Here is a 23,672-nt window from a genome sequence, read left to right as displayed (position 1 = left end):
AGCGGGATAGTTGATCAGATGTTAACTGTGGATATTCAACCCGAATGTGGCGGCTGGAGCGGTGTTCGCTCAAGTGGAATTTAGGGATAGTTGTATTCTGTACAATTAAAAACAGTGAAAAGGTAGACTCGCCTCTTTTAACTGTAGTTTGTACAACTAAATTTGCTTGAATGGGTGAGAACCCATCTACATGGGCTATTTAGTTGTACGAAATACAACTAAACAGGTAATTGGTTGTAAATCAGATGTTTTAGTTGTACAAAGTGCAGTTAAGCCTACCTGATATCCCGGTGTCGGGTCACGGCAACCCTCAGCAGGCGATTGACCAAGGTGTTTTTCACTAGATTTAACCTGATACTGTACATGTTTAATAGTTGCATGCGTTAACTTAACAAGAGCCGCAGTAGCGGGAGCGCTACATTATTTCAAACGGAGCAGAATGAGAGGATGGTTTATACTATGAAGCAAACAAAGAAGTTGCTGCTGGCAGCGGGAATGAGCTTGGTGTTACTAATAGGGAGTAGTACGGGGAAGGTGCAGGCCGCAGCCAAGGAATATCCGGTGCTGCTCAAGATCAACGATTATTATGTGCTCTATACGGCACCGAAGGCGCCTTATGTGGATTCACAGGGACGAATGATGATTCCATTGCGCTCGATCAGCGAGCTGCTCGGGGCGAAGGTCCGCTACGATGCCAAAAGTAAAACGGCTACAATCGGGATAGATGATGTAACGGTTATGTTCACGATTAGGTCGAAGTCCGTTTCGGTTAACGGGGTTGCCGGCTCCATGGATACGATTCCGGTATTGGAGCAAAATTCGATGTTCATCCCGGTCAGTGTACTGGCGGGCAGTTTGGGCATCGTGAGTAAATGGGATCAGAGTAATCATCTCTATACATTGACAGGGGACGCTCTGATGCAGACGGATATTATTAAATTAGCGATAGAGGATTTGGAGAGAAGCGCCTTTGGAGCACCGCCGGGGGCGATTATCAGCAATGATGCTTTCCGTCCTGTCTCGTACACGTATGACGCGGCAAAGGGCAGCTTTACTGTTAAGTCGCAGAATATAACCGGAAATGATATTCCGGCAGGAGCAGCGGATGTAGCAGCATATGTGGTGTTTAAAGATTCGGTCCAGTTCCCGGTGCAGGAACGGGAAAGACCGGCTGTCGGGAAGGACGGGTTCACCTTGGTTACCGCTCAGAAGCAATCGCCCTATCCCCCGCTTTATTTGCTTGTCAAAGGGAGGCTGCTTGACCGCTCCCCCATATAATTACCTGAACAAAGGTGGAATCAGATGATGAAAGATATGCAGGAAATCGTAAACGCTGTTAGCGGCTTGAAGGAAGATGAAGTACACTTGTATTTCATGCGGATTCTGGCGCAGATCAAGCGGTTAAAGGAACAGAGTGAGCGGCTTGAAGCACCGCTTGATGAACATATCGCGGGACCGGTTGCCAGCCTGCTGGGATACTACACCAGTCTGATGGATTCTCCCCAAAAGCGGGCATTCTGGGACCCCTCACCGGATTGTACGCATGTGCATATCGTGTGCGGTGATTCTTACGCGGGCAGTATGAAGCAAGCGCTGAGAGGACTCGGTTGGGCAGACACACACAAGCTGATCATTTTAAAGGGAAATTATGCGATAGGTCCGCTAGGCCAGCTGGATTCGCCGGAGGGAAGGAAGGCCCGGAGTGAGTGGTTCTTCCAGAATATCCTAGGATACTCTACCGCCACTGATGAGTGCGAAGAAATGTATACGGAGCTAATGGATAAGCTGGAGCAGATTCCCGGACAGGCCGAGGTCGTGATCTGGACCAGCGGCAATGCTAATGAGCAGACCGGGCTGCGTCTTGCTGTTCATCTGCTGGGGAGCAGACCGAGCGGGATTGTGGTATGTGATGCCTGTGCAATCTGTGAAGAGCTGTACAACACTCCGGATGCCTCCATCAAATACCGTAGTTCCGGTGAGATTCCGGCCGATAAGCTTCGGGAGGCGCTGCTGCGCATTCAGGACGGCAACAAGCTTACTGCTGCGGATATCACGCGGCTGGACCTGGAGTGGCAGAACATCTCAGAACAGTCCCAGGTATTGCGGATATGGCAAGAGGAGGCTGTGCTTGAGGTGCCGGCTGATTATTATGATAGCTACCTGCTGGAGAAGCTGGACTACCTGAAGCCGCCTTCCGGAGATGACGGATTCCTGAAATCAGCCCGGTTAGTCGGAGAGGCGCTGGGATATTGCGACCAATATATCGGGGACGCTTTTTTCGAATATAGGGTGAGAGAACTGATCTATAGCGGTATCCTGGAGATTAAGGGCGTTCCGACAGCGCTTAGATTCTACAGTGTCAGACGGAAAGCAAACTGAGCAGGGAAACAGAACGTTGAATGCCGGAAATTCAAAATTACATTACAATTCAGGAGGCAGCCTATGCAAACATTATTCCGTTATAACTGGATGGTCCGCGAGGAATGGTACAAATGGTGTGAGGAGCTGCCGGAGGAAGAACTGCTGAAGGAACGGACTGGCGGAATGGGCGGAATCCTGAAGACGCTGGTTCATATTATCGATGTGGAATTGAGCTGGATCCGGGATATGGAGGGTAAACCTGATTTTCGGGCAGATTTCCTGGAATATAACACTCTGCAGAAGATCAGGGAGCTGGATGCAAGGTTCCGGCCGGAGGTAGAGCAGTTCGTGCTGGCGTGGCATGAGGGGCTGGAGCAGAACATACTGAAGGATGAGCGGGCGGATGGACGGGTAATTGAGGATGCCTGGGGTGAGATTATGCGCCATATTATCGCTCATGAGATTCATCATTCCGGCCAGCTCTCTATATGGTCCAGGGAGCTGGGCAGGAAGCCGGTATCCGCCAATCTGGTGGGCAGAGGGCTTGCGGGCAGTTTGCCCGGCAGAGAATAAAGGGTGCGTTTAGTCCTCCTTCAGACTTGATTTTACACTGCCAGCAGGCATGAGCAAGATACAAATCTGAGTGTTGAAAAGGCCGCATCCAAGGCGGGCGAAGCTTAGATTAGCTTTACAGCTCCGGCGGAAACCAAAGGTGACGCAGATCCACCCAGCCCTGGCTGTTGAAGGTAACACCTCTGACAGAGGGCAGATAAGCCGTCTCGGCAGGCTTCTCGTACAGGATGTGCAGCTGATGATCCCGGGTCAGGCTATCCTCGATAATCCTGAAGCCTTCTGTCCGGGCAGCGGCGTCAGGCTCCCGGGAGATCATATGCAGTCTGCCTTCAATGTCGGCGCGGGTGCGCGGCTCAATATGCTGCGAGAGTGTCAGATACAGATCGTACAGCCGCAGCTGTTCATCCTGATCACGGAGCAGAGAGAAGACAATCAGATCCGATTGCAGGCGGATCGGTCCTTTGAATTCCTCCGGGGATACGGAGACTACGTTACAGGCATATCCGTGCTGCTTCAGCCTTGAGGCAATGTATTCAGCGTCCCCGGCATACTGCGGAATGGTAGCAATCTGAAGTGCTGCCGCCGGAAGACCGGCTGAATGCCTGAAAGGTTCACGGGGAGCTTCATGCAGACAGGACAGAATATCGGCACGGAGAAGGGGATCGCTTAGCGGTCCCTTTTTTTTGGTGTTGCAGGTGACGAATTTGCGTACCGAGGACTCGGAATGAATCTTGCTCAGGGAGCCGGTACCTGCTGCCTGCGGATTCGGAATGACATGGAAGCCTGAGCCTGTCTCGGAGGGTCCCGGAGCAAGCCCCCAGGGTACATAGATAATTTCCACACGGTCCAGATGGGCCCGCCCCTGAAAATAATAAGGAAATACCTCCAGTACGCAAGTATCCTCGCTCATCTCCACTACCTTGAAAGGTCCCGTTCCCGCAGGTCTTCGTCCAAATACATTCTCACCCATTGACTGCAGGTCACGGGGGACGATCGCCGCCCGGCTGGTGCAGAGGAACGGGAGGAAGAGCTCGTTCGGCTTCTTCAGCAGAATGCGGACGGTGGAGGCATTCAGTGCTCTAACTTCCTGAATTTCCTTGAAAATATAGCTGTACAGCGTCCGCTGTGAGGTAGACATCATCCGTTCAAACGAGTAGACCACATCCTCGGCAGCCAGTACCTTGCCGTGATGGAACAGGACTTCTTTGCGCAGATGGAAGGTCCACGCGGTACGGGCTTCGTCGGTCTCCCAGGCATGGGCCAGACCGGGGATCACTTTGCCGCGTTCGCCGCTGCGGCCGACCAGACCGTCGAAGACATGGCTGGAAACAAAAGACTCTGCCAGCAGATTCATATACAGCGGATCGAAGGTATGCAGCTGCTGCGTGACCGGCAGCCGCAGCGTATCAATCCGCTTGTCACTCTGCATCTCGGCATGATGCCCGAAGTAAGCCAGCAGCCAGCCCTGGAGCGTATCCTGCAGGGCGGAGGTGCGGGTATGTCCGCGAATTCCCTCCAGAGCGCTGCTGATATCCTTGCTGCTGATGGCCTGCATCATGGATTCCAGGGCAATATCCTCGGAGGCTGCGAGGAACACCAGCTTGGAGCGCCGCCCCCGTCCCCGGCTGGGCGTCCAGGTGATCCAGTTCATTTCTACCATTTTGCGGATCACATGCAGCGCGTTGCGGTGGGTACAGCCGAGGGTCAAGGCCAGCTCATCCAGGGTAACAAGGACCTCTGCCGGGCCTCCATGATGCGAATGCAGCTTCAGAAATTGGCTGTGCAGCTTCATCTATAAGCTCTCCTTTCACAAAATAGGAAATTAATAATAATATATTTCTCTTTTTCTTCTTATTTTATCAGCTAGAATCAGGGTAGGAAAGTAAAAAGATGGAGGAATTTACCATGGACAATCAAACCGTATCCAAATCGGGGTTTGCGCGCGTTGTTTTGTTGGCCGCGTTTCTGCTTGCGCTTGTGCATCAGTACCTGTTCTACGGCAAGATGCCCGGAATCTCTTACCCTATTTTTGTAGTGCTGTTCTACGCGTTTATGTTCTATTTCGGCAAGGAGAAGCTGCGTAAGCAGAACTGGTTCAGCTATATGTGGATGGGTTCAGTCTTCCTCTTGTCGCTGACGTACGCACTGTTTGGCAACTGGTTTTTCTTCGGACTTAATTTTCTTGTCATTCCTGCGCTGATTTTATTACATATGACTTATATGCTCAGTTACCGCCTGCCGTCCTGGAGCGGCTTCGGGCTGATCGGAGCGGCTTTGGAGCATTTCTTCCCCCAGAGCCTGCGCCACTGGAACACAGCGGTGAAGCTGTTACGCCGTAGCCAGGGCGGGGTGTCTAATGCACGCAAGCAGGTTCTGATCCGTATAGTGATCGGGCTGCTGATTTCCGTTCCGCTGCTGCTGATCGTCACCTCGCTTCTCTCCACGGCGGATGGGGTATTCAACCGGCTGCTGTCAGAGCTCCCGGGTTACTTTGACAATATCTCCTTTGGCGAATGGATCAGCAGGGCGTTGTGGATTATTCTGCTTGGCCTCGGGATGTTCGGCTTTGTGTGGGGATTCATTGACAGTAAGTCCTATATCCGGACCTATCCGCCTGGCGGGCTGGATGCTCTGACAGAGCAGGATGTGACCGAACCGGAGGAGGAAAGCATCGGCGTTGATGATCCGATCATCATTACTACGGTTCTGGCGGTGATCAATGCCGTATACATGCTGTTTGTGAGCGTGCAATTCTCATATTTGTTCGGAGCCTGGGAAGGCATTCTGCCGGATGGCAAGACGTATGCGGATTATGCGCGGAGCGGATTCTTTGAGCTGATTCTGGTGACAGCGATCAATTTCGCTATTTTGCTGCTCTCCTTGCTGGCGGTGCGCAAAGCAGGCGGCGGGCTGAAGCGGGTAATTCAGATTCTGCTCTATATTCTGGTTCTGTGCTCCATGGTCATGCTCTACTCTGCATACTCACGGCTAACCTTGTATGAAGAAGCATATGGCTATACCTATATCCGCTTCCTGGTGCATGCTTTCATGATCTTCCTCGGACTGCTGCTTGTTCTGGCTGCGGTGCGGATCAGCCGGGCAGAATTCCCGTTGCTTAAGTGTTACATCGTGCTTGGTTTGCTGTCTTATGTGCTGATGAACTATATCGGGATGGATCATATTATCGCCAGGCAAAATATTCAGCGGTACACCGCAAGCGGCACCCTGGATGCCAATTATCTGGCCGGACTGTCCGCGGATGTGGTTCCGGAGCTGATTGAGTTCAGCAGGCAGGAGAAAGGCATTCTTGACGAAGCGCTGCACAGCCGTTTGTCTGATCGGACAGAGCCGCTGAAGAGCTGGCCATCCTTCAATCTAGCCAAATTCCAGGAGCGTAGGGAACTGGAACAATATTTTGAGAAGGGCGTTGCACACTAATATGGGGATAAAACGGATAGTATTTATTCTGATTACGGTGATCATTGCGGGTTTCGGTGTCTATCAATTCTCGGCATATTCCGAAAAGCTGACGCCTTCCACAGACCTTGCCCGCGAAGCGATCGGCGGTGTGAACCTGCATGACAATATTAATGACAGTCACCTGCTTAAGCAGTTAGGCAGCCCGTTAAGTAAAGAGGATAATGAGCTGTATGATTACTATCATTGGGAGGACGGTCTTGTGACTGCCTCTGTCCATTCCGGCCCTGACGGCGGTCTGATTAAGCGGATCATGATCACCGCCACGGATAATAACCGTTCGGATGATCCGCTCCATACAGCCTTAGGCATCGGACTGGGAGACACCAAACAAAGTGTGCTTGATCTGTATGGAAGCAAATATTACAAAAGCAATGAGCAGACCGCAGATATTATCGGATACATTGATCACAAACAAGGAGTAACTTTGGAATTCTGGTGTTCTCCGGATGCAACTGTAGCTGAAATCCGCCTGGACGACGCTGATATGAAGTAAGGCCGGTTAGCCCTTTGCCCTGGAGCTGTGGTACAGTTTGAACATAAGATAGACTTTACACGGCGGGAGTGGAAAAACTTCATGTATTCGATAGTGAATCCGGAGGCGGTACGCAGTCTTGCGGAGCAGAATAATCTTACGGCAATGTTCAGCAGCGGCGCAATTGCCCAGATGGAGCTTCGGCGCTACAGCGACGGGGACGCAGTGTGTTCGGTGGGCGACCGGCTGGAGAGCATGTTCATTCTGGTGCAGGGCAAGCTGAAGATTCATACCCTGCTGCCTAACGGCAAGTCGATGCTTGTCCGGTTCGCAAGACCGATGTCGGTGATCGGGGATGTTGAGCTGCTGCGCCAGTATCCGGTCAAGAATGAGGTGGTATCGGTGGGGGACAGCCTGCTGCTGGTGGCCGGAAGAAAGCTGCTGCTAAAAGAGTTCGAAGACAATACGGCGCTGCTGCGCTTCCTCGTCGGGGAGCTGAGCCACAAGCTGTATACGCTGGGCCAGACCTCGGCCATGAATGTGCTGTATCCGGTGGAGAACCGCTTCGCCAGCTACCTGATGTCACTCTTCTCGGACAACACCGGCGCTCAGCGCGTGGAGGAGATCCGCACCTCCAGCCTGACAGAGACTGCCGATCTGCTGGGGACAAGCTACCGGCATCTGAACCGGGTGGTGCGGCGCCTGATTGAAGAAGGGATCATCGAACGCAGGCGCGGCCGGCTGATCGTGCTGGACGAAGAGAGGCTGGCCATGCTGGCGAACGGGAATTTGTATGAATAAAGCGATGGGAATCTGAGTGACACGAATGAATGACAGCAACTTACTTACATAACGATCGAAGTTTACCTGAGCGTACTCTTCCAGATAACCGTCATCTCATGCCTTCTTTGGCCGGGGTGGCGGTTTTTTGTGTTGTTTATGCAAATATGGTGATTATGTTCTTGCATCAGGAATCCCGCTGAATCCCCCGGAAGCCGGGCCAAAGGAGAGCCAATGTATGCGAAAAACCGAATACAATGGGCTGCTATGGAGGTAACCGGGCCAAATGTATGCGAAAAACCGAACACAATGGGCTGCCATGAAGGTACCCGAGCCAAATGTGTGCGAAAAACCGAACACAATGTGCTGCCATGAAGGTACCCGGGCCAAATGTATGCGAAAAACCGAATACAATGTGCTGCCATGGAGGTACCCGGGCCAAATGTATGCGAAAGACCGAATACAATATGCTGCTATGGAGGTAACCGGGCCAAATGTATGCGAAAAACCGAATACAATGTGCTGCCATGGAGGTACCCGGGCCAAATGTAAGCGAAAAACCGAATACAATATGCTGCTGTGGAGGTAACCGGACTAAATGTATGCGAAAAACCGAATACAATGTGCTGCCGTTGAGGTACTCGGGTCAAATGTGTGCGAAAAACCGAATACAATGGGCTGCCATGAAGGTACCCGGGCCAAATGTATGCGAAAAACCGAATACAATGGGCTGCCATGAAGGTAACCGGACTAAATGTATGCGAAAAACCGAATACAATGTGCTGCCATGAAGGTACCCGGACTAAATGTAAGCGAAAAACCGAATACAATGTGCTTCCCCGTAGGTAACCGAGCCAAATGTATGCGAAAAACCGAATACAATGGGCTGCCATGAAGGTATCCGGGCCAAATGTATGCGAAAAACCGAATACAATGTGCTGCCGTTGAGGTACTCGGGTCAAATGTGTGCGAAAAACCGAATACAATGGGCTGCCATGAAGGTACCCGGGCCAAATGTATGCGAAAAACCGAATACAATGTGCTTCCCCGTAGGTATGTTTTTGTAATTCATGATTCTTATATTTGCCGCAATTTCCTGCTGAAACATACGCTGCCTTTGAGGCCGGATCAGCTGCTTCTGCATGTTTCAGCCAATACTCAGCTCCATTTCAGATTGGTTTAAGGATTGGAACGTAAGTTCAGACAAGAGGAAAAGATTAGTAACACACTTGAGGAGGGACGGGCCAGCATCAGACGCATGGAGCGTGCATGCAGGTGGATACACGCAGGATACATAGTCTACAAGCCCCTAAGGGCAGGGGTTATGCAGTATAGCTTACATATGGAGTGGAGGAAATCATGATGTTCAACAGACTTAGAGGGATACGTGCCAAAATCATGTCCGGCTTCGCCGCCGTTATTATCGTGTTCATTATCGCAATCGCGGGCAGCACATTATTTCAGGGGAAGGTAACCATGCTTACGGAGCAGATCAACCGTAATTACAGCAAGTTGTCACTGGTGCAGGGGTTAACCGATGATATCCGTACGGCAGATGGGCTGGCGGCGAGGTATGTCATGAGCAATACGGATGAGGAAAGAACGGCCAACCTGACTGCTTATGAAGCGATGATCCCGCAGATTACGGCGGCGGCTGAAGAACTGAAGGGTGCGGGCCTGAACGAAGCTGAGCTTGCGGGAATTACGAATATGGAGAGTGAATGGGGCAATTATCTTACCGTGCTGGAGCAAGCTTTTGCCTTAGCCAAAGACGGGAATTTCCCGGAAGCCCAAAAGTCGTTTACGAGGCTCTCTCTGGATACCATTATCGATTCACAGCTTGTATTTGAGAATATGCTGCATGAAGAAATTGCGAAGGAGCAGATTCAGGCGGCTACCCACCGCAGCTCGTCTATGGTTACGAGTATGGGAGTCACGGGACTATCTGTCCTGCTGGCTGTGCTGATCGCGTTCGTGATGTCGGCACGGATTCTGAAGCCACTGAGTGATGTGAACAAGCAGCTCAAAGAGATTGCAGACGGTGATGCCGATCTGACCCGCAAGCTGAGTGTGCGGACGAAGGATGAGATCGGTGATCTGGCCCTGAATTTCAATAAAATGACCGATAATCTGGCGGCGATGATCGGCCAGGTGAATGCTTCTGCCAGCGGCCTCGCCGCTTCTTCGGTCAAGCTGACCGCTGATAGCGGAATGACTGCTGAAGCGACTGAGAAGATTGCCGGGATTATGGGCGAAGTTGCCACCGGCACAGGCCGGCAGATGAATGATCTGCAGACCAACATGAACACGATTATTGAAATTTCAGCCGGGATTCAGCAGATTGCTGCCAGTGTGCAGGATATTTCGGAAGCCTCACTGCGCTCTGCCGAATATGCGGTTGCCGGAGATCAATCGCTGCAATCCGCCGGCCGTCAGATGGATTCCATCAACGAATCCATTCAGTCCCTCTCGCAGCAGGTCATGGGCTTCGTGAAGCGGTCACAGGAAATTGGCAGCATTGTCGGAGTGATCAAGGGGATTGCCTCGGAGACGAATATGCTGGCGCTGAATGCGACGATAGAAGCGGCGCGGGCCGGGGAGCAGGGCAGAGGGTTTGCGGTAGTGGCCGATCAGGTGCGCAGACTGGCCGAACAGTCAGCTGAATCCGCCAATCTGATTGCCGAGATGGCGGCCGGAATCCAGTCAGATGCCGACCATGCAGTGAAGGTGATGAAGAACAGCATGAACGAAGTGCAAAGCGGAACTAATATCATTGAAGAGGCCGGACATTCCTTCCATGAAATCCGCAGCTCGATTGATTCGCTGGCCGGACAGGTTCAGGAGGTATCCGGAGCCGTGGAAGAAATCACGGCGGCAACGGAGGAAATCGTAGACTCCATTCGCACGGTTACGCAGATCTCGGAGACCACTGCGGCGAATACGCAGCAGGTATCCGCTGCATCGCAGGAGCAGATGGCTTCGGTGGAGCAAATTGCCTCCTCAGCCAGCGCACTGAGCATGCTGGCACAAGGTCTGCAGGGCCTGGTGGCACGGTTCAACGTGTAGATTAACTGGCCTTCAGCTTATTTTCAGCTTGATCATGCACAATAATTAAGAATTCTCTCCCAGAGAATAGATCTTAGCCCCCTGCCGGAGACGGCGGGGGGCTTTGCATTCAGCGGGTAGAAGCAATCATAATCATTCATGCCCGATGGCCACTATACTATTTCTCCATTTTTCTCCGGTAGGCTTCCTCAAGAATTTGAAGTAACCCTTCACTCCGTTTATGAATGAACGTCTCCCAGAACAGCCTGCCTTTCTCACTTAATTCTTGATCTGTGTAGCTGCCTTCTTCAAATTTTCCCCAGCAGCCATCTGCAGTAAGCTTGTCCCATCCCATATAGTCTGCATACAACCGGTTATCAGCAGGGATATTGGAGCCCATAGACTTCGTCTGGACAAGTTCAGGGCAGAGCCACATGGCGGTGCACACCGACAATAACCCGGCATGCATTTCATCTACCTCTTCCAAACCAGCTTGTGTCGCTGCTTCTGTCCAGGCATGAGGAGTGTTGTGATTCGGGGCGATCAAGAGAAGCTCAGGGTATTTGTAATTAATATGCTTAACAAAGGCCGCTTCCCAGTACGCTCCACCATGTCCATTGCAAACTACAAACTTGGTAAATCCCTGTCTTGCTAAATTAGTAATCATATCTTCTATCATTGCGGTTAAAATATTTGGGCTCACTGTTACCGTTCCCTTACAGTTGGCATGCTCTTCTGAAGTGTTAAATGGAAGGGTAGGCAGAACGTAGGCATTTAATGCCTTTCCATAGGATTCAGCATACAATTCTGCAATTAATGTATCCAAATGCATGGGAAGGAAGGGCCCGAATTGCTCGGTTGCACCAACGGATATAATAACAGTATCAATTCCGCTGGCTGCAACTTCGCCGGGAATGGCAGGGTTCCGGCAGGCTTATCAGCTAAACCTTCATATATTGTCTATATAGCTCCTCAATAGTATCATAGCGTTCGACTGACCGGCCAGTCCGGTTATATTCTTCCAGATATTCATCCATCGCCAGCAGGAACTGCTCCTTAAATCCATCAAGCTGATCGGCATCGAAGTGTTGCAGCAGATCAAACCTCCGGGTTCCCCGCGACTCTGTCATTTCATCCAGGAACTGCTGTGCCCCCATTGCGGTATAGAAGGCATAGGATTTGTCTTTCATTTCGGCGCTTGCAATAACCTTATGGCGGTAATTACACCATAGCTCCTCATAGGTGCCCGCCAGATTATCGTAGGCCGGTACAGGCTGGACTACATATTTTTGATATAGAGTATTGTACAGATTATGGATGCTTTTTAGAAGGGTATAGGTTGTGCTTCGTATGTCATCAATAGTCTTGGCATGAATCACATCCATATATATCGTTTCAAAATCCTCAGGAATATACCGGTAGGCGGCAATTTCCTCCAGATATCGCTTAAGCCCTCTTTTAAAATACGTATTATTCAAATTTGTCAGTGCATAGACCAGATTGTAGACCACCTCGCAAGAAGCCAGCCTGACGGTCCCAAGATCCTCAGCAAGCATGGTATTCGCGTACTCCTGCTTGGCACTGTCGATCCACTTCTTCGCTCTGCCGATGCATTCGCTCCCGATAGGCTTAGCTAAAGTGTCCAGCGCCCTCTGTCTGTACGCATTGAATTTCTCCATATATTCCGGTTTGGCACAATAGAGCACCTGCAAATCTATCAGACTGGAGGTCATCGGACTCTCAAGCGCAGCCTGCTCTTCAATCCGGGTCTCCCATGGAGTGCAATAGATATCGTATCCGACATCCCCCAGTATGAAGCAGGAAGAGATGCCCCAGCCCTGATGGTTGTTATTGATGATAATTAGATCCAGATCGCTTTTGTCATGGAAATCTCCGGTACGAAAAGAGCCCGTAAGCCCGATCATTGCAATCTCCTCCGGATAATCCCGCTTGGCCCGCTCAATAACCATGTTAATGAGTTTCTCGTTTTTGTGGAATAGTTCCTGTTGGTCAGCGTCATTCATGTGTAGTTCCCCCTTGGTTGCGGCTTGTGTATCCATTGTATAGGCATCTTGCCTGCGGGGGTATACCGACTTTAATTAGGTTTAATCTCTCCCGGTGTTGTTCAGAGGAAGGGCTCAAGTCAACTTCACATAGTGTGCTGCATAAAAATATGAAATCCGTATTTATGCACATACTAATCATAGAATACGCCATCGACCTAAACCTAGTGATATCTTATATTATTACCATAATTAGTTAGTTCATAGCCGGTCTCCGGGTCCGGTCCGTTTCACTTGCGCTTGCGGAGAGGGCTGATCTGGCTGATTGCAACATAATCCTCAGGACAGCAGGAAGGCAGGGGGAATCAAGGAGGCAAGGAGTATAAGGGGAGGAGGTATTTTTGAAAGCGCATACTTTAAGGCCGCATCATAAAATTATAGGAGGTGGTTGGCAGATGATTACCAGACACAAGGCTTCTGTGAAAAGGACGTTCCTGCTGTACAGTCTGATTCTTGCGCTATGTGTGGGCCAATTGGCGTTATTCCCGGCAGTGGGGGCAGCGGCAGGCAATCTGGCTCAAGGCAAGACGATTACCGCTAGCTCGGTCGGTGATGTGTATGTGGCAGCGAACGCCAATGACAGCAACCAGGGGACGTATTGGGAGAGTGCCAGCAATGCTTTTCCGCAATGGATCAAGGTCGATCTAGGCTCAAGCAGCAGCGTCAATCAGGTTGTACTCAAGCTGCCGTCAGCCTGGGAAGCAAGAACACAGACTTTGTCCGTTCAAGGCAGTACGGATGATGCTTCTTACAGTAATCTGGCTGCATCAGCGGCCTACAGCTTCAATCCTTCCAGCGGCTCTAACACAGTCACGGTTAATTTCACTGCTGCAATAGCCCGGTATATTAAAATAAACTTCACGGCCAACACCGGCTGGCCTGCTGCCCAGCTATCCGAACTCGAGGTGTACGGAACTGCGGTTTCTACACCGGGAACTTATGAAGCGGAAGCTGCCGCCTTGTCCGGCGGGGCCAAAACCAACACAGATCATACCGGCTATACAGGGTCGGCGTTTGTTGATGGTTATCTTGCCCAGGGAGCAGCCACAACCTTCACTGTCTCGGCTGCTTCCGCAGGCAATTACAGCGCAGCGCTGCGGTATGCCAATGCCTCCGGCAGCACCAAGACGCTGAGTGTCTATGTGAACGGTACCAAGATCAAGCAGACCCCGCTTGCTAATCTGGCCAACTGGGATACCTGGTCCACACAGGCAGAAATCCTGGCGTTAAATGCCGGAAATAATACGATTGCCTACAAATACGATGCGTCCGATTCCGGCAACGTGAATCTGGATCAGCTGGTCCTGACCGTCTCAACGGCACCGACGGCTACAGCTACACCCGTTCCGACGGTGGCACCAACGGTAGCGCCGACAGCCACACCAGTGCCAACGGCAACAGTAGCACCAACAGCTTCTCCTACCGTAGCCCCGACGTCCACACCAACCCCAACGCCTGCTCCGACCCCAACTGTCACACCAACGCCTTCGCCAACTGCCTCGCCGACGGCCTCCCCAAGCGCGGGTCCTGGCTCGAACCTGGCAATCGGCAAAGCGGTTAATGCCTCATCTTCAGTCTTTACGTTTGTCCCCGCCAATGCCAATGACGGAGATGTGACTACGTACTGGGAAGGAGCGGGCGGAAGCTATCCGAATACACTGACTGTGAACCTTGGCGCGAACGCCAATGTAACCTCGGTAATTGTGAAGCTGAATCCGGCAGCGGCCTGGGCTACCCGTACCCAAACCATTCAGGTACTGGGTCATAATCAGTCTACAGGAACCTTCACGAGTCTGGTGCCAGCCACGGTTTATACCTTTAACCCGGCCAGCGGCAACTCAGTGACTATTCCAGTTACTGCAACGGCCAGCGAGCTGCAGCTGAAATTCACCACGAACTCCGATTCAAGCGCCGGACAGGTAGCTGAATTTCAGATCATCGGCACACCGGCTGCGAATCCGGATCTGACAGTAACGGCAATGTCCTGGAGCCCTTCCGCTCCGGTAGAGACCGATGTCATCACGCTGAATGCTACCGTCAAGAATACCGGGTCTGCTTCAGCGGCAGCAACAAACGTCAGCTTCTATCTGGGTACCACGCTTGCCGGGACAGCGCCAGTCGGTGCACTGGCCGCAGGTGCTTCGGCCACAGTATCGCTGAACATCGGTGCCAAAGATGCCGCAACCTATGCCTTAAGTGCAAAGGTCGACGAGAGCAACACCGTCATTGAGCTGAATGAAGGGAATAACAGCTATTCAAATCCCGCATCGCTTACCGTAAATCCGGTATCCAGCTCGGATCTGATTGCTTCTCCGGTCAGCTGGTCGCCGGGGAATCCGGCTGGCGGGAATACCGTGAGCTTCTCAGTCGCTATTAAGAATCAGGGAACGGCAGCCTCGGCAAGTGGTGCACATAACATCACACTGACCTTGACTGATGCGACCACCGGTGCGGTAATCAAAACGCTGACCGGTGCTTATAACGGTGTCATTGCCAGCGGCAGCACTACAGCTCCGGTTACTCTTGGAACCTGGACCGCAGTGAACGGGAAATATAATGTAAAAACAGAAATTGCCGCAGACGCTAATGAACTTGCAGTGAAACGGGCCAACAACATCCAGAATCAGTCGCTGTACATTGGACGCGGGGCCAATATGCCTTACGATATGTATGAAGCGGAGGACGGGGTTGTCGGGGGCGGAGCAGTCAAGCTGAATCCGAACCGCAATATCGGTGATCTTGCCGGTGAAGCCTCGGGCAGAAGAGCAGTTACACTGAACACAACGGGCAGCTATGTTGAATTCACTACCAAAGCCAGCACCAACACGCTCGTTACCCGGTTCTCAATTCCGGACTCGGCAAGCGGTGACGGAACAACCGCTACACTTAATATCTATGTGAACGGCGTATTCAACAAAGCCATCACGCTGAACTCCAAATACGCCTGGCTGTATGGCTCAGAGATCAGCCCGGGCAATTCGCCAAGCGCCGGCTCTCCGCGCCACATCTATGATGAAGCGAATATTATGTTCGACAGCACCATTCCGATGGGCAGCACAATCAGACTTCAGAAGGACGCAGCCAACACTTCACAGTATGCGATTGACTTCGTCAGCCTGGAGCAGGTAGCACCGATCGCTAATCCGGACCCGGCCAAATATACGGTTCCGCTCGGCTTCACGCACCAGGACGTGCAGAATGCGATCGATAAGGTCCGTATGGATACAACCGGTAACCTTACCGGTGTATATCTTCCAGCCGGATCGTATGAAACCTCGAACAAGTTCCAGGTTTACGGCAAAGCGATTAAAATTGTCGGAGCCGGACCCTGGTATACCCGGTTCTATGCACCGGTCAACCAGTCCAATACGGATGTTGGCTTCAGGGCTACCGATTCAGCGAACGGCTCCACCTTCTCGGGGTTTGCCTATTTCGGCAACTATACCTCACGCATTGACGGTCCCGGCAAAGTGTTCGACTTCTCCAATGTAGCGAACATTACGATCGACAACATCTGGACCGAACATCAGGTATGTATGTACTGGGGGGCGAATACCGACTATATGGTGATCCGAAACTCCCGTATCCGCAACACCTTCGCCGACGGCATCAATATGACCAACGGCAGCACGAACAACCTCGTGTCCAACAATGAAGCACGGGCGACCGGAGATGACAGCTTCGCGCTGTTCTCGGCAATCGATTCCGGCGGCTCGGACATGAAGGACAATGTATACGAGAACCTGACTTCGATCCTGACCTGGCGTGCAGCCGGTGTAGCCGTCTACGGCGGTTATGCCAACACCTTCCGCAACATCTATATTGCGGATACACTCTGCTATTCGGGGATTACGATCAGCTCACTGGACTTCGGGTATGCCATGAACGGCTTCGGCGCATCGCCGACTACGAATTTCCAGAACATTTCGGTCGTCCGGGCAGGCGGACATTTCTGGGGCTCACAGACCTTCCCGGCCATCTGGGTATTCTCCGCCTCCAAGGTGTTCCAGGGCATCCGGGTCAGTGATGTGGATATCATTTATCCGACCTATCACGGGATTATGTTCCAGACCAACTATGTCGGCAATTCACCGCAATTCCCTGTAGCGGACACGATTTTTACGAATGTCACGATTTCCGGCGCGCAGAAGAGCGGAGATGCCTTCGACGCCAAATCCGGAGTCGGTATCTGGGCCAACGAATCGGCTGAACCCGGCCAAGGCCCGGCGGTAGGTAACGTTGTCTTCAACAACTTGAAGATCCTGAACACTGTAACGCCTATTAAAAATACCACGTCGACGTTTACGATTACGGTGAATCCGTAGGGCTGAATTTGCATAGCTGAATACGACCCAGATGCATTATGCTAAGCTGAAATAATATTCAGCATGCTGCAAAAACCGCCTCCCGTGTGTCCGGGGGGCGGTTTTATGATGTAAGGAGAGTATGGGGCTACTGTTGCATCATCTGGATTTTATGATTCCGTTATAAGCCCATTCACTTTTTCTGCAAAAATATTCCACCTGGTATCGTATCCAACATTATAGTTCCAGCCGCTTGACCGGAGCTTCTCGGCTAAATAAATATAATCGGCTCGTTGCTTATCGGTTAGGCTAACTGCCAAGGTTTCGTCACCGACCTTGAACTGTTTCAAGTAATCATGCAGCTTCCAAAGAACAGCATCCTTATCGTCACCCTCCATTCCTATGTGTAAGATAACTGAATCTATTGCATCATCTAATTTCTGCGTAACAAGGGGTTCGTTAACCCAATTATTATCTATTTGATACTGTATAGTGACTTCTAGTTGGGTTAGGTCCCGGTATATGTACGCATTTAATATCTCATATTTCAATTCTTGTCTTTTGCTAACTTGTTGCTGATTCATAAATAAAGCCGCATTCCCGAACAGTGATACTATTAAGATTACTTTAATCCAGTCTTCTTTTCTCATACATTATTCCCTCCTCTAATCCTTATCATAATACCACATATTGGAATTAGCCTAGTTGCCGGAAATGCTGCACGGATTACAACAATTTAGTCTCTACCCCGTGTAACTCCTGAGATTCCTGCTTAAATTACAACATTTCGGATGCTGACCAGCTCATCTGTAGGAAATTCCTGCATAATGTACAACAATATTGAATCCGGGCTGCTAATACGCAGGTATTCCTGCATAATGTACAACAATTTCATCCTGTGCATGTCTCTGCCCAAGTTTTGTCACCAGCTTTTACCGGAAGTTTGCTGGGTAATATGGATAGAATGTCAGTCCAGCGGCAGCGGCACCATCCGCCAAATCGACAAGTGCCACCCGGTAGCGATACAATGGATGTTACATCGTGCATGAAGATTAAGACAGGAATAGGGGAGGTATATATATGACTAAGCTGGTAGTCAATAATATTACAGAGCTGATCGGCGGTACGCCGGTTGTACGCTTGAACCGCATTACCGGGCCGGAGGATGCGGAGCTGTACGTGAAGCTGGAAATGTTCAATCCCAGCGGCAGTGTTAAGGACCGGGCCGCGTATAATCTGATTGTGCAGGCGGAGCTGGACGGGCGGCTGCAGCCCGGCGGGACGATCATCGAGCCGACGAGCGGCAATACCGGCATCGGTCTGGCGATGAATGCGGCGGCGAAAGGGTATAAGGCAATCCTGATCATGCCGGATAACATGACGAAGGAACGGATCAATATCCTGAAGGCATACGGAGCGGAGGTTGTGCTAACACCGGCGGCGGAGCGGATGCCGGGCGCTATTGCCAAGGCAGTAGAGCTGGGTAAAGAGATTGCCGGGAGCTTCATTCCGCAGCAGTTCGAGAATCAGGCGAATCCGGACATTCACCGCATCACCACCGCTCCGGAAATTCTGGAGCAGATGGAAGGCCGGCTGGACGTATTCGTAGCTACGTCCGGAACAGGCGGCACGATTACCGGCACAGGAGAGGCGCTGCGTGAGCAGCTGCCGGAGCTCCGCGTGGTTGTCGTGGAGCCGCAAGGGTCACCGGTGCTCTCCGGCGGCAAGCCCGGACCGCATAAGCTGGTGGGCACCAGCCCCGGATTCGTGCCGGCGATTCTGAATACCGGCATCTATAATGAGATTGTGCAGGTATCCGATGAAGATGCACTGGATATGGTAAGGAGGTTGGCCAGTACCGAAGGGATCCTGATTGGTCCTTCGGGCGGGGCAGCAGTATGGACAGCCTTGCAGGAAGCCCGGCGCCTTGGCCGCGGCAAGCGGGTGCTGTGCATTGCTCCCGATACTGGTGAACGCTACCTAAGTATGGGGATATTCGAATAACTCCACTGGAGGGGACCCTATGAATCGCGTGAAGAGAAGTTCCCGGCACCGGCTGAAAGCTGCCGGATTGATGATTCTTACGGCGGCAGTAGTCTTCGCCTTGTCCGGCTGTTCAAGGACAGGCGGAAATAACAATGCAGGCGGTGCAGAATCTCCGGCCATGCCATCACCTGTGGCGCAGAGTCCGTCGCCTGTCCCGCAGCAGACCGCTGTCCCGCAAACGGCGGACCCTACTGCAGCCGCCGCGGGTACCGAGTCGCCTGCCCTGGCGGCATTCTTCGATCCCGCCAAGCTGCAGCCTGTCTTCGGCTTCGCCGACGAGACCGGGAGTCATATTCTTGTGACCTCGCAGGAAGAGGGAAGTGGGGAGCAGATGGAATCCCTGAATACCGCTATCGGCAACGGAGGCCAGGTGCTGGCTGTGAAGTTCGAGAAGCAGCAAGCGGGGAGTGAGAACAGCAATGGACGGGAGCTGGCGAATAATTTCGCTAACCTGGCCGGATTTGTCTACACGGTAGAGAGTGGCGCAGCGAAACCGGATGAAACGTATTATCTGGCTGATTCCGCCCTCTTCCCGCCGGCTGCCTTGCTGGAGCTTCAACCGGTTGACCCGGCTGCTCCGCAGCTTGCCGCCGGAGATCCCGTGCGCAAGAGTATAGCTGCCGTTAAGCACCGGGAGATTCAGTCCGCCTGGAAGCTGGCTGATCTGGCCCTGAATAGGGAGCTGTATCTGATCCAATTCACAAGGCAGGATAAGGATATGCTGTTCAGTCTTGTCCTGAATGAAGACGGTAAGCTCAGCTTCATGGATTATCCTGCGGTTATTGAGAACGATGAATATTCGGTCTGGCGTGTCGATGACGGCGGGGAGATGCGGCCGGAGATGTTCTCGTTATTGTTTGCTGCACAGTCGGCAGACGGATTGCTGCTTGGCCTGAACTGGTGGGGAGCGGAGGGTGTGAACTCCTTTTTCCTGCTGCAGCAAGGCAATGCCTTCAAAGAACTGGAGATCCAGTACGGCCGGTACACTTCTCCTATATAAGGCGGGATATAGATTCTTAACGATGACAAAGGCTCCCCGTCACCTTTTGGTGACAGAGGAGCCTTTGCCGGATATAGCAGGAGGATTAGACTTCGTATCATAGAAGATCCTTCTTTTTTCTGCTGGTGCGGGGTCGTCCTTGTTGGCGGCACCGCCTTTTCCGCTTGACTTAAATGCCTTCATCACAGGCCGGAACAGGATATACCCCAGCAGCCCGCCGAAGGTATTCAGAATGAGATCGTCCACATCAAAGGTTCCGATGTAGAATACCGCCTGCGAACATTCAAGCACTGCACTTAACGCCAAAGAACGCAGCAGGACACCAGTGAAGGAGCCGCCGCCTTTTCCATTCGGGGACAGTAGCATAAGGAAAATGCCATAAGGGATAAACAAGGCGATATTTCCCGCGAAATTAACCATGGTAGTAGCTGTCAGATGATGATATGTGTTGTACAGGGTGGCCAGCGGAACGAAGTTTCCTGTATGCAGGCTGCCGGCAATGTTATCCGGGCTGCGCTGCAGCTGCTGCCAGAGAAAGCTGAAGTTAATCGAACCAAACTTGAATAAGATGATTTTGAATAGTACATAGATGTATACGGCGAAAAGTGCCTGCAATCCGTATATTCTCAGTTTGTGTGCCGGATTCATTCCGCATCACCGCCTTCTCTAAGTTATATTGTTATATGGCCCCACTGTTATGGATATACCGTCATAATAACGCCGTCGATATTATTGCCTGAGAACTCCACATGCCGGCCGTCAGGTGTAGGAACCGGAGTATTTCCAGAGACCGCTATATAGGAAATCTGATATTCCGTATCGTTAACGGTTGCGGTGATTGTCTTCTGCTGCTTCAGATAATCCAGGTATTCTTCCAGGGTGAAATGCTTATCCCGCATAATGATGCTGTGCGGCAGGCCGACATAACGGAAATGCCAAGGCTCATACTGGATGCCGGTAATATCCGTCTTATCTTCAGGATAGCGTAGAATAAATCCGTAATCCCAGGCGTTGTCACGAAGCCATTGCCCTTCGGGAGCCTGGCTCATCGCCATCTGCGAGGAGCCGATATCAAGTGACAAGCCCAGATTATGCTCGCTATGGCCGGGTGGAAGGGCATATTCGGCTCCCTTCTCCTCATAGAGCTGCTTCTGCTCCGAGTTGTTCCGGTATCCGCTGCTGATCAGGAAATTCTGGACACCCTGCCCGGCTGCAGCTCCTATCATAATCGAGAACTTCTCCGCTACCTGCTCGGAGAGCATCATCTTGTTGTCCAGCAGGCCATAGCCTTCGGTCAGCTCCTGATGCTCAGACAGATTCACAATATCTTTACTGACTCCCGCTTTATGTACAGGGTATTCTTTGTTGACGAGCAGCAGATTGCCCTGATGAACCCTGCTTTTAGGGATAACCGTCAGATTCTTGGAGCCGTGGTCCGTAACGACTTGAACGATTGGGATATCCTGTCCGGGGACAACAGCTTCTCTGCCTGGGTGCACCCACTCCAATCCAAGCAAACCGGCAAGAACAACCCAAAAAATCCACTTCTTCATTTCATCTTCCTCCTTGGACTCTATGTCCATAAGAATAGGGGAGTGAATTTAAAAAGAAGTGGGGTAAAGATAAAGTTTTTCTTAAATATACAAACGCAAAGGCATTTCCGCGAAAATAATAGAATTTAAATCTCTACTTGAGCAGACCCGGCAGCCGCACCTCAAAGAGAGTGCGGATCGTGTCACTCTGGACAGAGATCGTGCCGTGGTGCTGCTCGACGATATTTTTGGCAATGAACAGGCCCAGTCCGGTACTGCCCTCCTGATGGGTCCGCGCCCGGTCGCCGGTGTAGAACATATCGAAGAGAAAGGGCAGCTCCTCCTCGGGGATGCTATCCCCATAGTTGATCACCTGGACGAGCGCATTCTCCCCCTCCGGGTTGCAGCGGATATCGACATACTGGCCGTCTTTTCCATAACGCACGGCATTGGTCAGCAGGTTCTCGAACACCCGGGCCAGCAGCTCGCCGTCCCCGGATATTCTCATCTGTGGAGCCAGCGCAAGGCGGGCAGTCAGCCCGTTGTTCTCCAGTACAGGATACAGCTCTTCGTTCAGCTGGACGAGCAGCTCGCTTAGATCAAGCGGAAGCTTCTGGACGGTCAGCATGCCGTAATTCATCCGGGTAATCTCAAACAGCTCATCAATCAGCTTCTCAAGCCGCTGCGATTTGGTGTAGGCAATCGTTGTGTAATGCTTAACCTGATCGGCGCTTAACTGCCCGTCCTTCAGCACCAGATCCAGATAACCCAGCACGGAGGTCAGCGGCGTCCGCAGATCATGAGCCAGATTGAGCACGAGCTTGTCCTTGCTGTTCTCGGCGAAATCCCCGCGTTCTACAGCCTGCTGCAGCTTATCCTTGGCCAGATTCAAATCGGCGGCAATATCCTCGAATTCATCGCTGGAAGTTATGCTGATGCGGCTCTTGAAATCTCCGTTCGCCAGAAGGCGGATATGCTGGGAGATCTCTTTGAAATAACGGGCATACGGCTTGGTGAACAGGAAGAAGAACAGCAGAGCCAGCGGGATGAAGAAGATCAGGAAGAAATTGAGGTCGCCGAAATTGGCGATCATATAACGGAAGCGGGTCAGCTTGTCCTCAAATTTGACCTGGGAGGTATAGTAGATTTGCAGGCTTTTATATAGCACAAAAGTAACAGCACCCGAGCAGGCCATACTCAGCATCAACAGAAAGATCATTTTGAAGCGGAAGCTGCGGAACAGATTAGCCATTGAATGTGTACCCTACCCCCCAGATCGTTTTGATCCACATATTTTTGGTCTGTTCTTCGCCAAGCTTCTTCCGCAGGGTGCGGATATGAACCATGACCGTGTTCCCGCCTTCATAATAAGCTTCGCCCCAGACCTGCCGGAAGAGATGCTCTGCACTGAACACTTTCTTGGGATAGCTGGCCAACAGATAGAGGATATCGAACTCCTTAGGCGTCAGCTCGACCGATTGTCCGTACAGCGTCACCGACCGGCGGTCCGGATCAATGATCAGACCTCCCGATTCCAGCACTGCCTTGTGCTCCGTAACCGGCTGATTCAGCTGCGTGGACCGGCGAAGCTGCGCATTCACTCTGGCGACCAGCTCCATAGGGTTAAACGGCTTGGTCATATAATCGTCGGCGCCGATGACAAGTCCGGTGATTTTATCCAGATCCGAAGTCTTCGCGCTCAAAAAAATAATCGGCAGCCCGTGCTTCTCCCGGATTTGCCGGGTCACCTCATACCCGTCCATGCCGGGCATCATAATATCCAATACCGCCAGATCAATATGCTGGGATTGGACCGCCTGCACAGCCGCTGTGCCGCTTGTAACCTTGATGGGGTGATAGCCCTCTTTTTCCAGATGCAGTCCGATCAGCTCGGCAATTTCCGCATCATCATCGGCGATAAGAATCGTAATACGTTTCATTTCATTGTCTCTCCTGTATAGTCAGCATGAAATCATACTTGATTGTGCTTTGTTCCTAGTGTACCCTATCGGATAT

18 protein-coding genes are annotated in these 23,672 nt (G+C 51.7%); 10 read left to right on the top strand and 8 right to left on the bottom strand.

Features of this window, described 5'->3' with window-relative positions:
* The first annotated feature begins 459 nt into the window (after positions 1–459).
* The 3 genes from QW71_RS37910 (at position 460) to QW71_RS10495 (ending at position 2,934) form a co-directional block, all read left to right on the top strand.
* Complete coding sequence (locus QW71_RS37910) at positions 460–1,278, top strand: stalk domain-containing protein (protein ID WP_052769969.1); 819 nt, start codon at positions 460–462, stop codon at positions 1,276–1,278.
* A gap of 24 nt (positions 1,279–1,302) precedes the next feature.
* The gene (locus tag QW71_RS10500) at positions 1,303–2,379 is read left to right on the top strand and encodes a DUF1835 domain-containing protein (RefSeq protein WP_235441439.1); all 1,077 of its coding nucleotides are present in this window, start codon (positions 1,303–1,305) and stop codon (positions 2,377–2,379) included.
* 63 nt (positions 2,380–2,442) lie between these two features.
* Positions 2,443–2,934: a DinB family protein gene (locus QW71_RS10495; protein ID WP_039297143.1), complete on the top strand. Its 492-nt coding sequence runs from the start codon at positions 2,443–2,445 to the stop codon at positions 2,932–2,934.
* A gap of 115 nt (positions 2,935–3,049) precedes the next feature.
* Here QW71_RS10495 and QW71_RS10490 read toward each other — a convergent pair whose 3' ends face one another.
* Complete coding sequence (locus QW71_RS10490) at positions 3,050–4,726, bottom strand: ABC transporter substrate-binding protein (protein ID WP_039297141.1); 1,677 nt, start codon at positions 4,724–4,726, stop codon at positions 3,050–3,052.
* Between the two features lie 113 nt (positions 4,727–4,839).
* On the opposite strand from QW71_RS10490, the gene QW71_RS10485 reads away from it, so the two are divergent.
* From QW71_RS10485 to QW71_RS10460, 4 genes are all read left to right on the top strand, one after another.
* On the top strand, positions 4,840–6,372 hold the full coding sequence (locus QW71_RS10485; protein WP_052769977.1) for a DUF4153 domain-containing protein: 1,533 nt from the start codon (positions 4,840–4,842) through the stop codon (positions 6,370–6,372).
* Position 6,373: 1 nt separating this feature from the next.
* Positions 6,374–6,907, top strand: a complete 534-nt coding sequence (locus QW71_RS10480; protein WP_039297139.1) for a hypothetical protein — start codon at positions 6,374–6,376, stop codon at positions 6,905–6,907.
* A gap of 81 nt (positions 6,908–6,988) precedes the next feature.
* Positions 6,989–7,687, top strand: a complete 699-nt coding sequence (locus QW71_RS10475; RefSeq protein WP_039297138.1) for a Crp/Fnr family transcriptional regulator — start codon at positions 6,989–6,991, stop codon at positions 7,685–7,687.
* A 1,338-nt stretch (positions 7,688–9,025) separates the two neighbouring features.
* Positions 9,026–10,732, top strand: coding sequence for a methyl-accepting chemotaxis protein (locus QW71_RS10460; RefSeq protein ID WP_083442496.1), 1,707 nt, complete (start codon positions 9,026–9,028; stop codon positions 10,730–10,732).
* Between the two features lie 157 nt (positions 10,733–10,889).
* On the opposite strand, the gene QW71_RS10455 is transcribed toward QW71_RS10460, so the two are convergent.
* Both QW71_RS10455 and QW71_RS10450 read right to left on the bottom strand, forming a co-directional pair.
* Complete coding sequence (locus QW71_RS10455) at positions 10,890–11,600, bottom strand: creatininase family protein (RefSeq protein ID WP_268794612.1); 711 nt, start codon at positions 11,598–11,600, stop codon at positions 10,890–10,892.
* A gap of 52 nt (positions 11,601–11,652) precedes the next feature.
* Complete coding sequence (locus QW71_RS10450; RefSeq protein ID WP_039297132.1) at positions 11,653–12,735, bottom strand: nucleotidyltransferase domain-containing protein; 1,083 nt, start codon at positions 12,733–12,735, stop codon at positions 11,653–11,655.
* Positions 12,736–13,169: 434 nt separating this feature from the next.
* Here QW71_RS10450 and QW71_RS10445 point away from each other — a divergent pair, with 434 nt between their 5' ends.
* Positions 13,170–17,099, top strand: a complete 3,930-nt coding sequence (locus QW71_RS10445) for a discoidin domain-containing protein (protein WP_039297130.1) — start codon at positions 13,170–13,172, stop codon at positions 17,097–17,099.
* Positions 17,100–17,248: 149 nt separating this feature from the next.
* Here the strand turns inward: QW71_RS10445 and QW71_RS10440 are convergent, their stop codons facing one another.
* Positions 17,249–17,728 carry a hypothetical protein gene (locus QW71_RS10440; RefSeq protein ID WP_039297129.1) on the bottom strand — a complete coding sequence of 160 codons (480 nt, stop codon included), beginning with the start codon at positions 17,726–17,728 and terminating at the stop codon, positions 17,249–17,251.
* Between the two features lie 430 nt (positions 17,729–18,158).
* On the opposite strand from QW71_RS10440, the gene cysK reads away from it, so the two are divergent.
* Positions 18,159–19,082 (top strand): cysteine synthase A, encoded by a 924-nt coding sequence (cysK, locus tag QW71_RS10435; RefSeq protein WP_039297128.1) that lies wholly within the window; start codon positions 18,159–18,161, stop codon positions 19,080–19,082.
* 19 nt (positions 19,083–19,101) lie between these two features.
* A complete protein-coding gene (locus QW71_RS10430) occupies positions 19,102–20,124 on the top strand; it encodes a hypothetical protein (protein WP_052769967.1) in 1,023 nt (340 codons plus the stop codon).
* Between the two features lie 39 nt (positions 20,125–20,163).
* Here QW71_RS10430 and QW71_RS10425 read toward each other — a convergent pair whose 3' ends face one another.
* The 4 genes from QW71_RS10425 to QW71_RS10410 all read right to left on the bottom strand — a co-directional run bounded on the left by QW71_RS10425 (position 20,164) and on the right by QW71_RS10410 (position 23,596).
* Positions 20,164–20,772, bottom strand: a complete 609-nt coding sequence (locus QW71_RS10425) for a VanZ family protein (RefSeq protein WP_052769966.1) — start codon at positions 20,770–20,772, stop codon at positions 20,164–20,166.
* A gap of 47 nt (positions 20,773–20,819) precedes the next feature.
* On the bottom strand, positions 20,820–21,677 hold the full coding sequence (locus tag QW71_RS10420) for a D-Ala-D-Ala carboxypeptidase VanY (protein ID WP_039297127.1): 858 nt from the start codon (positions 21,675–21,677) through the stop codon (positions 20,820–20,822).
* 133 nt (positions 21,678–21,810) lie between these two features.
* Entirely contained in the window at positions 21,811–22,908 is a 1,098-nt protein-coding gene (locus QW71_RS10415; RefSeq protein ID WP_039297126.1) for a HAMP domain-containing sensor histidine kinase, read from the bottom strand.
* Entirely contained in the window at positions 22,901–23,596 is a 696-nt protein-coding gene (locus QW71_RS10410; RefSeq protein WP_039297123.1) for a response regulator transcription factor, read from the bottom strand. Before QW71_RS10410 ends, QW71_RS10415 begins: the two co-directional genes overlap by 8 nt.
* Between the last annotated feature and the right edge of the window lie 76 nt (positions 23,597–23,672).

This window comes from Paenibacillus sp. IHB B 3415, from assembly GCF_000802655.2.
In the GTDB taxonomy this organism is placed as follows: domain Bacteria; phylum Bacillota; class Bacilli; order Paenibacillales; family Paenibacillaceae; genus Paenibacillus_AQ; species Paenibacillus_AQ phytohabitans.
Note: the sequence above shows the minus strand (reverse complement) of the source record. Positions and strands in the feature narration are given on the sequence as shown.

What these genes read in the sequence shown, in the direction of transcription:
- QW71_RS10460 (WP_083442496.1), top strand. Translation starts at nt 9,026, where the DNA reads ATGATGTTCAACAGACTTAGAGGGATACGTGCCAAAATCATGTCCGGC.
- QW71_RS10430 (WP_052769967.1), top strand. Translation starts at nt 19,102, where the DNA reads ATGAATCGCGTGAAGAGAAGTTCCCGGCACCGGCTGAAAGCTGCCGGA.
- QW71_RS37910 (WP_052769969.1), top strand. Translation starts at nt 460, where the DNA reads ATGAAGCAAACAAAGAAGTTGCTGCTGGCAGCGGGAATGAGCTTGGTG.
- QW71_RS10420 (WP_039297127.1), bottom strand. Translation starts at nt 21,677, where the DNA reads ATGAAGAAGTGGATTTTTTGGGTTGTTCTTGCCGGTTTGCTTGGATTG.
- QW71_RS10415 (WP_039297126.1), bottom strand. Translation starts at nt 22,908, where the DNA reads ATGGCTAATCTGTTCCGCAGCTTCCGCTTCAAAATGATCTTTCTGTTG.
- QW71_RS10440 (WP_039297129.1), bottom strand. Translation starts at nt 17,728, where the DNA reads ATGAGAAAAGAAGACTGGATTAAAGTAATCTTAATAGTATCACTGTTC.
- QW71_RS10495 (WP_039297143.1), top strand. Translation starts at nt 2,443, where the DNA reads ATGCAAACATTATTCCGTTATAACTGGATGGTCCGCGAGGAATGGTAC.
- QW71_RS10475 (WP_039297138.1), top strand. Translation starts at nt 6,989, where the DNA reads ATGTATTCGATAGTGAATCCGGAGGCGGTACGCAGTCTTGCGGAGCAG.
- QW71_RS10490 (WP_039297141.1), bottom strand. Translation starts at nt 4,726, where the DNA reads ATGAAGCTGCACAGCCAATTTCTGAAGCTGCATTCGCATCATGGAGGC.
- QW71_RS10500 (WP_235441439.1), top strand. Translation starts at nt 1,303, where the DNA reads ATGATGAAAGATATGCAGGAAATCGTAAACGCTGTTAGCGGCTTGAAG.
- QW71_RS10480 (WP_039297139.1), top strand. Translation starts at nt 6,374, where the DNA reads ATGGGGATAAAACGGATAGTATTTATTCTGATTACGGTGATCATTGCG.
- cysK (WP_039297128.1), top strand. Translation starts at nt 18,159, where the DNA reads ATGACTAAGCTGGTAGTCAATAATATTACAGAGCTGATCGGCGGTACG.
- QW71_RS10485 (WP_052769977.1), top strand. Translation starts at nt 4,840, where the DNA reads ATGGACAATCAAACCGTATCCAAATCGGGGTTTGCGCGCGTTGTTTTG.
- QW71_RS10450 (WP_039297132.1), bottom strand. Translation starts at nt 12,735, where the DNA reads ATGAATGACGCTGACCAACAGGAACTATTCCACAAAAACGAGAAACTC.
- QW71_RS10425 (WP_052769966.1), bottom strand. Translation starts at nt 20,772, where the DNA reads ATGAATCCGGCACACAAACTGAGAATATACGGATTGCAGGCACTTTTC.
- QW71_RS10410 (WP_039297123.1), bottom strand. Translation starts at nt 23,596, where the DNA reads ATGAAACGTATTACGATTCTTATCGCCGATGATGATGCGGAAATTGCC.
- QW71_RS10445 (WP_039297130.1), top strand. Translation starts at nt 13,170, where the DNA reads ATGATTACCAGACACAAGGCTTCTGTGAAAAGGACGTTCCTGCTGTAC.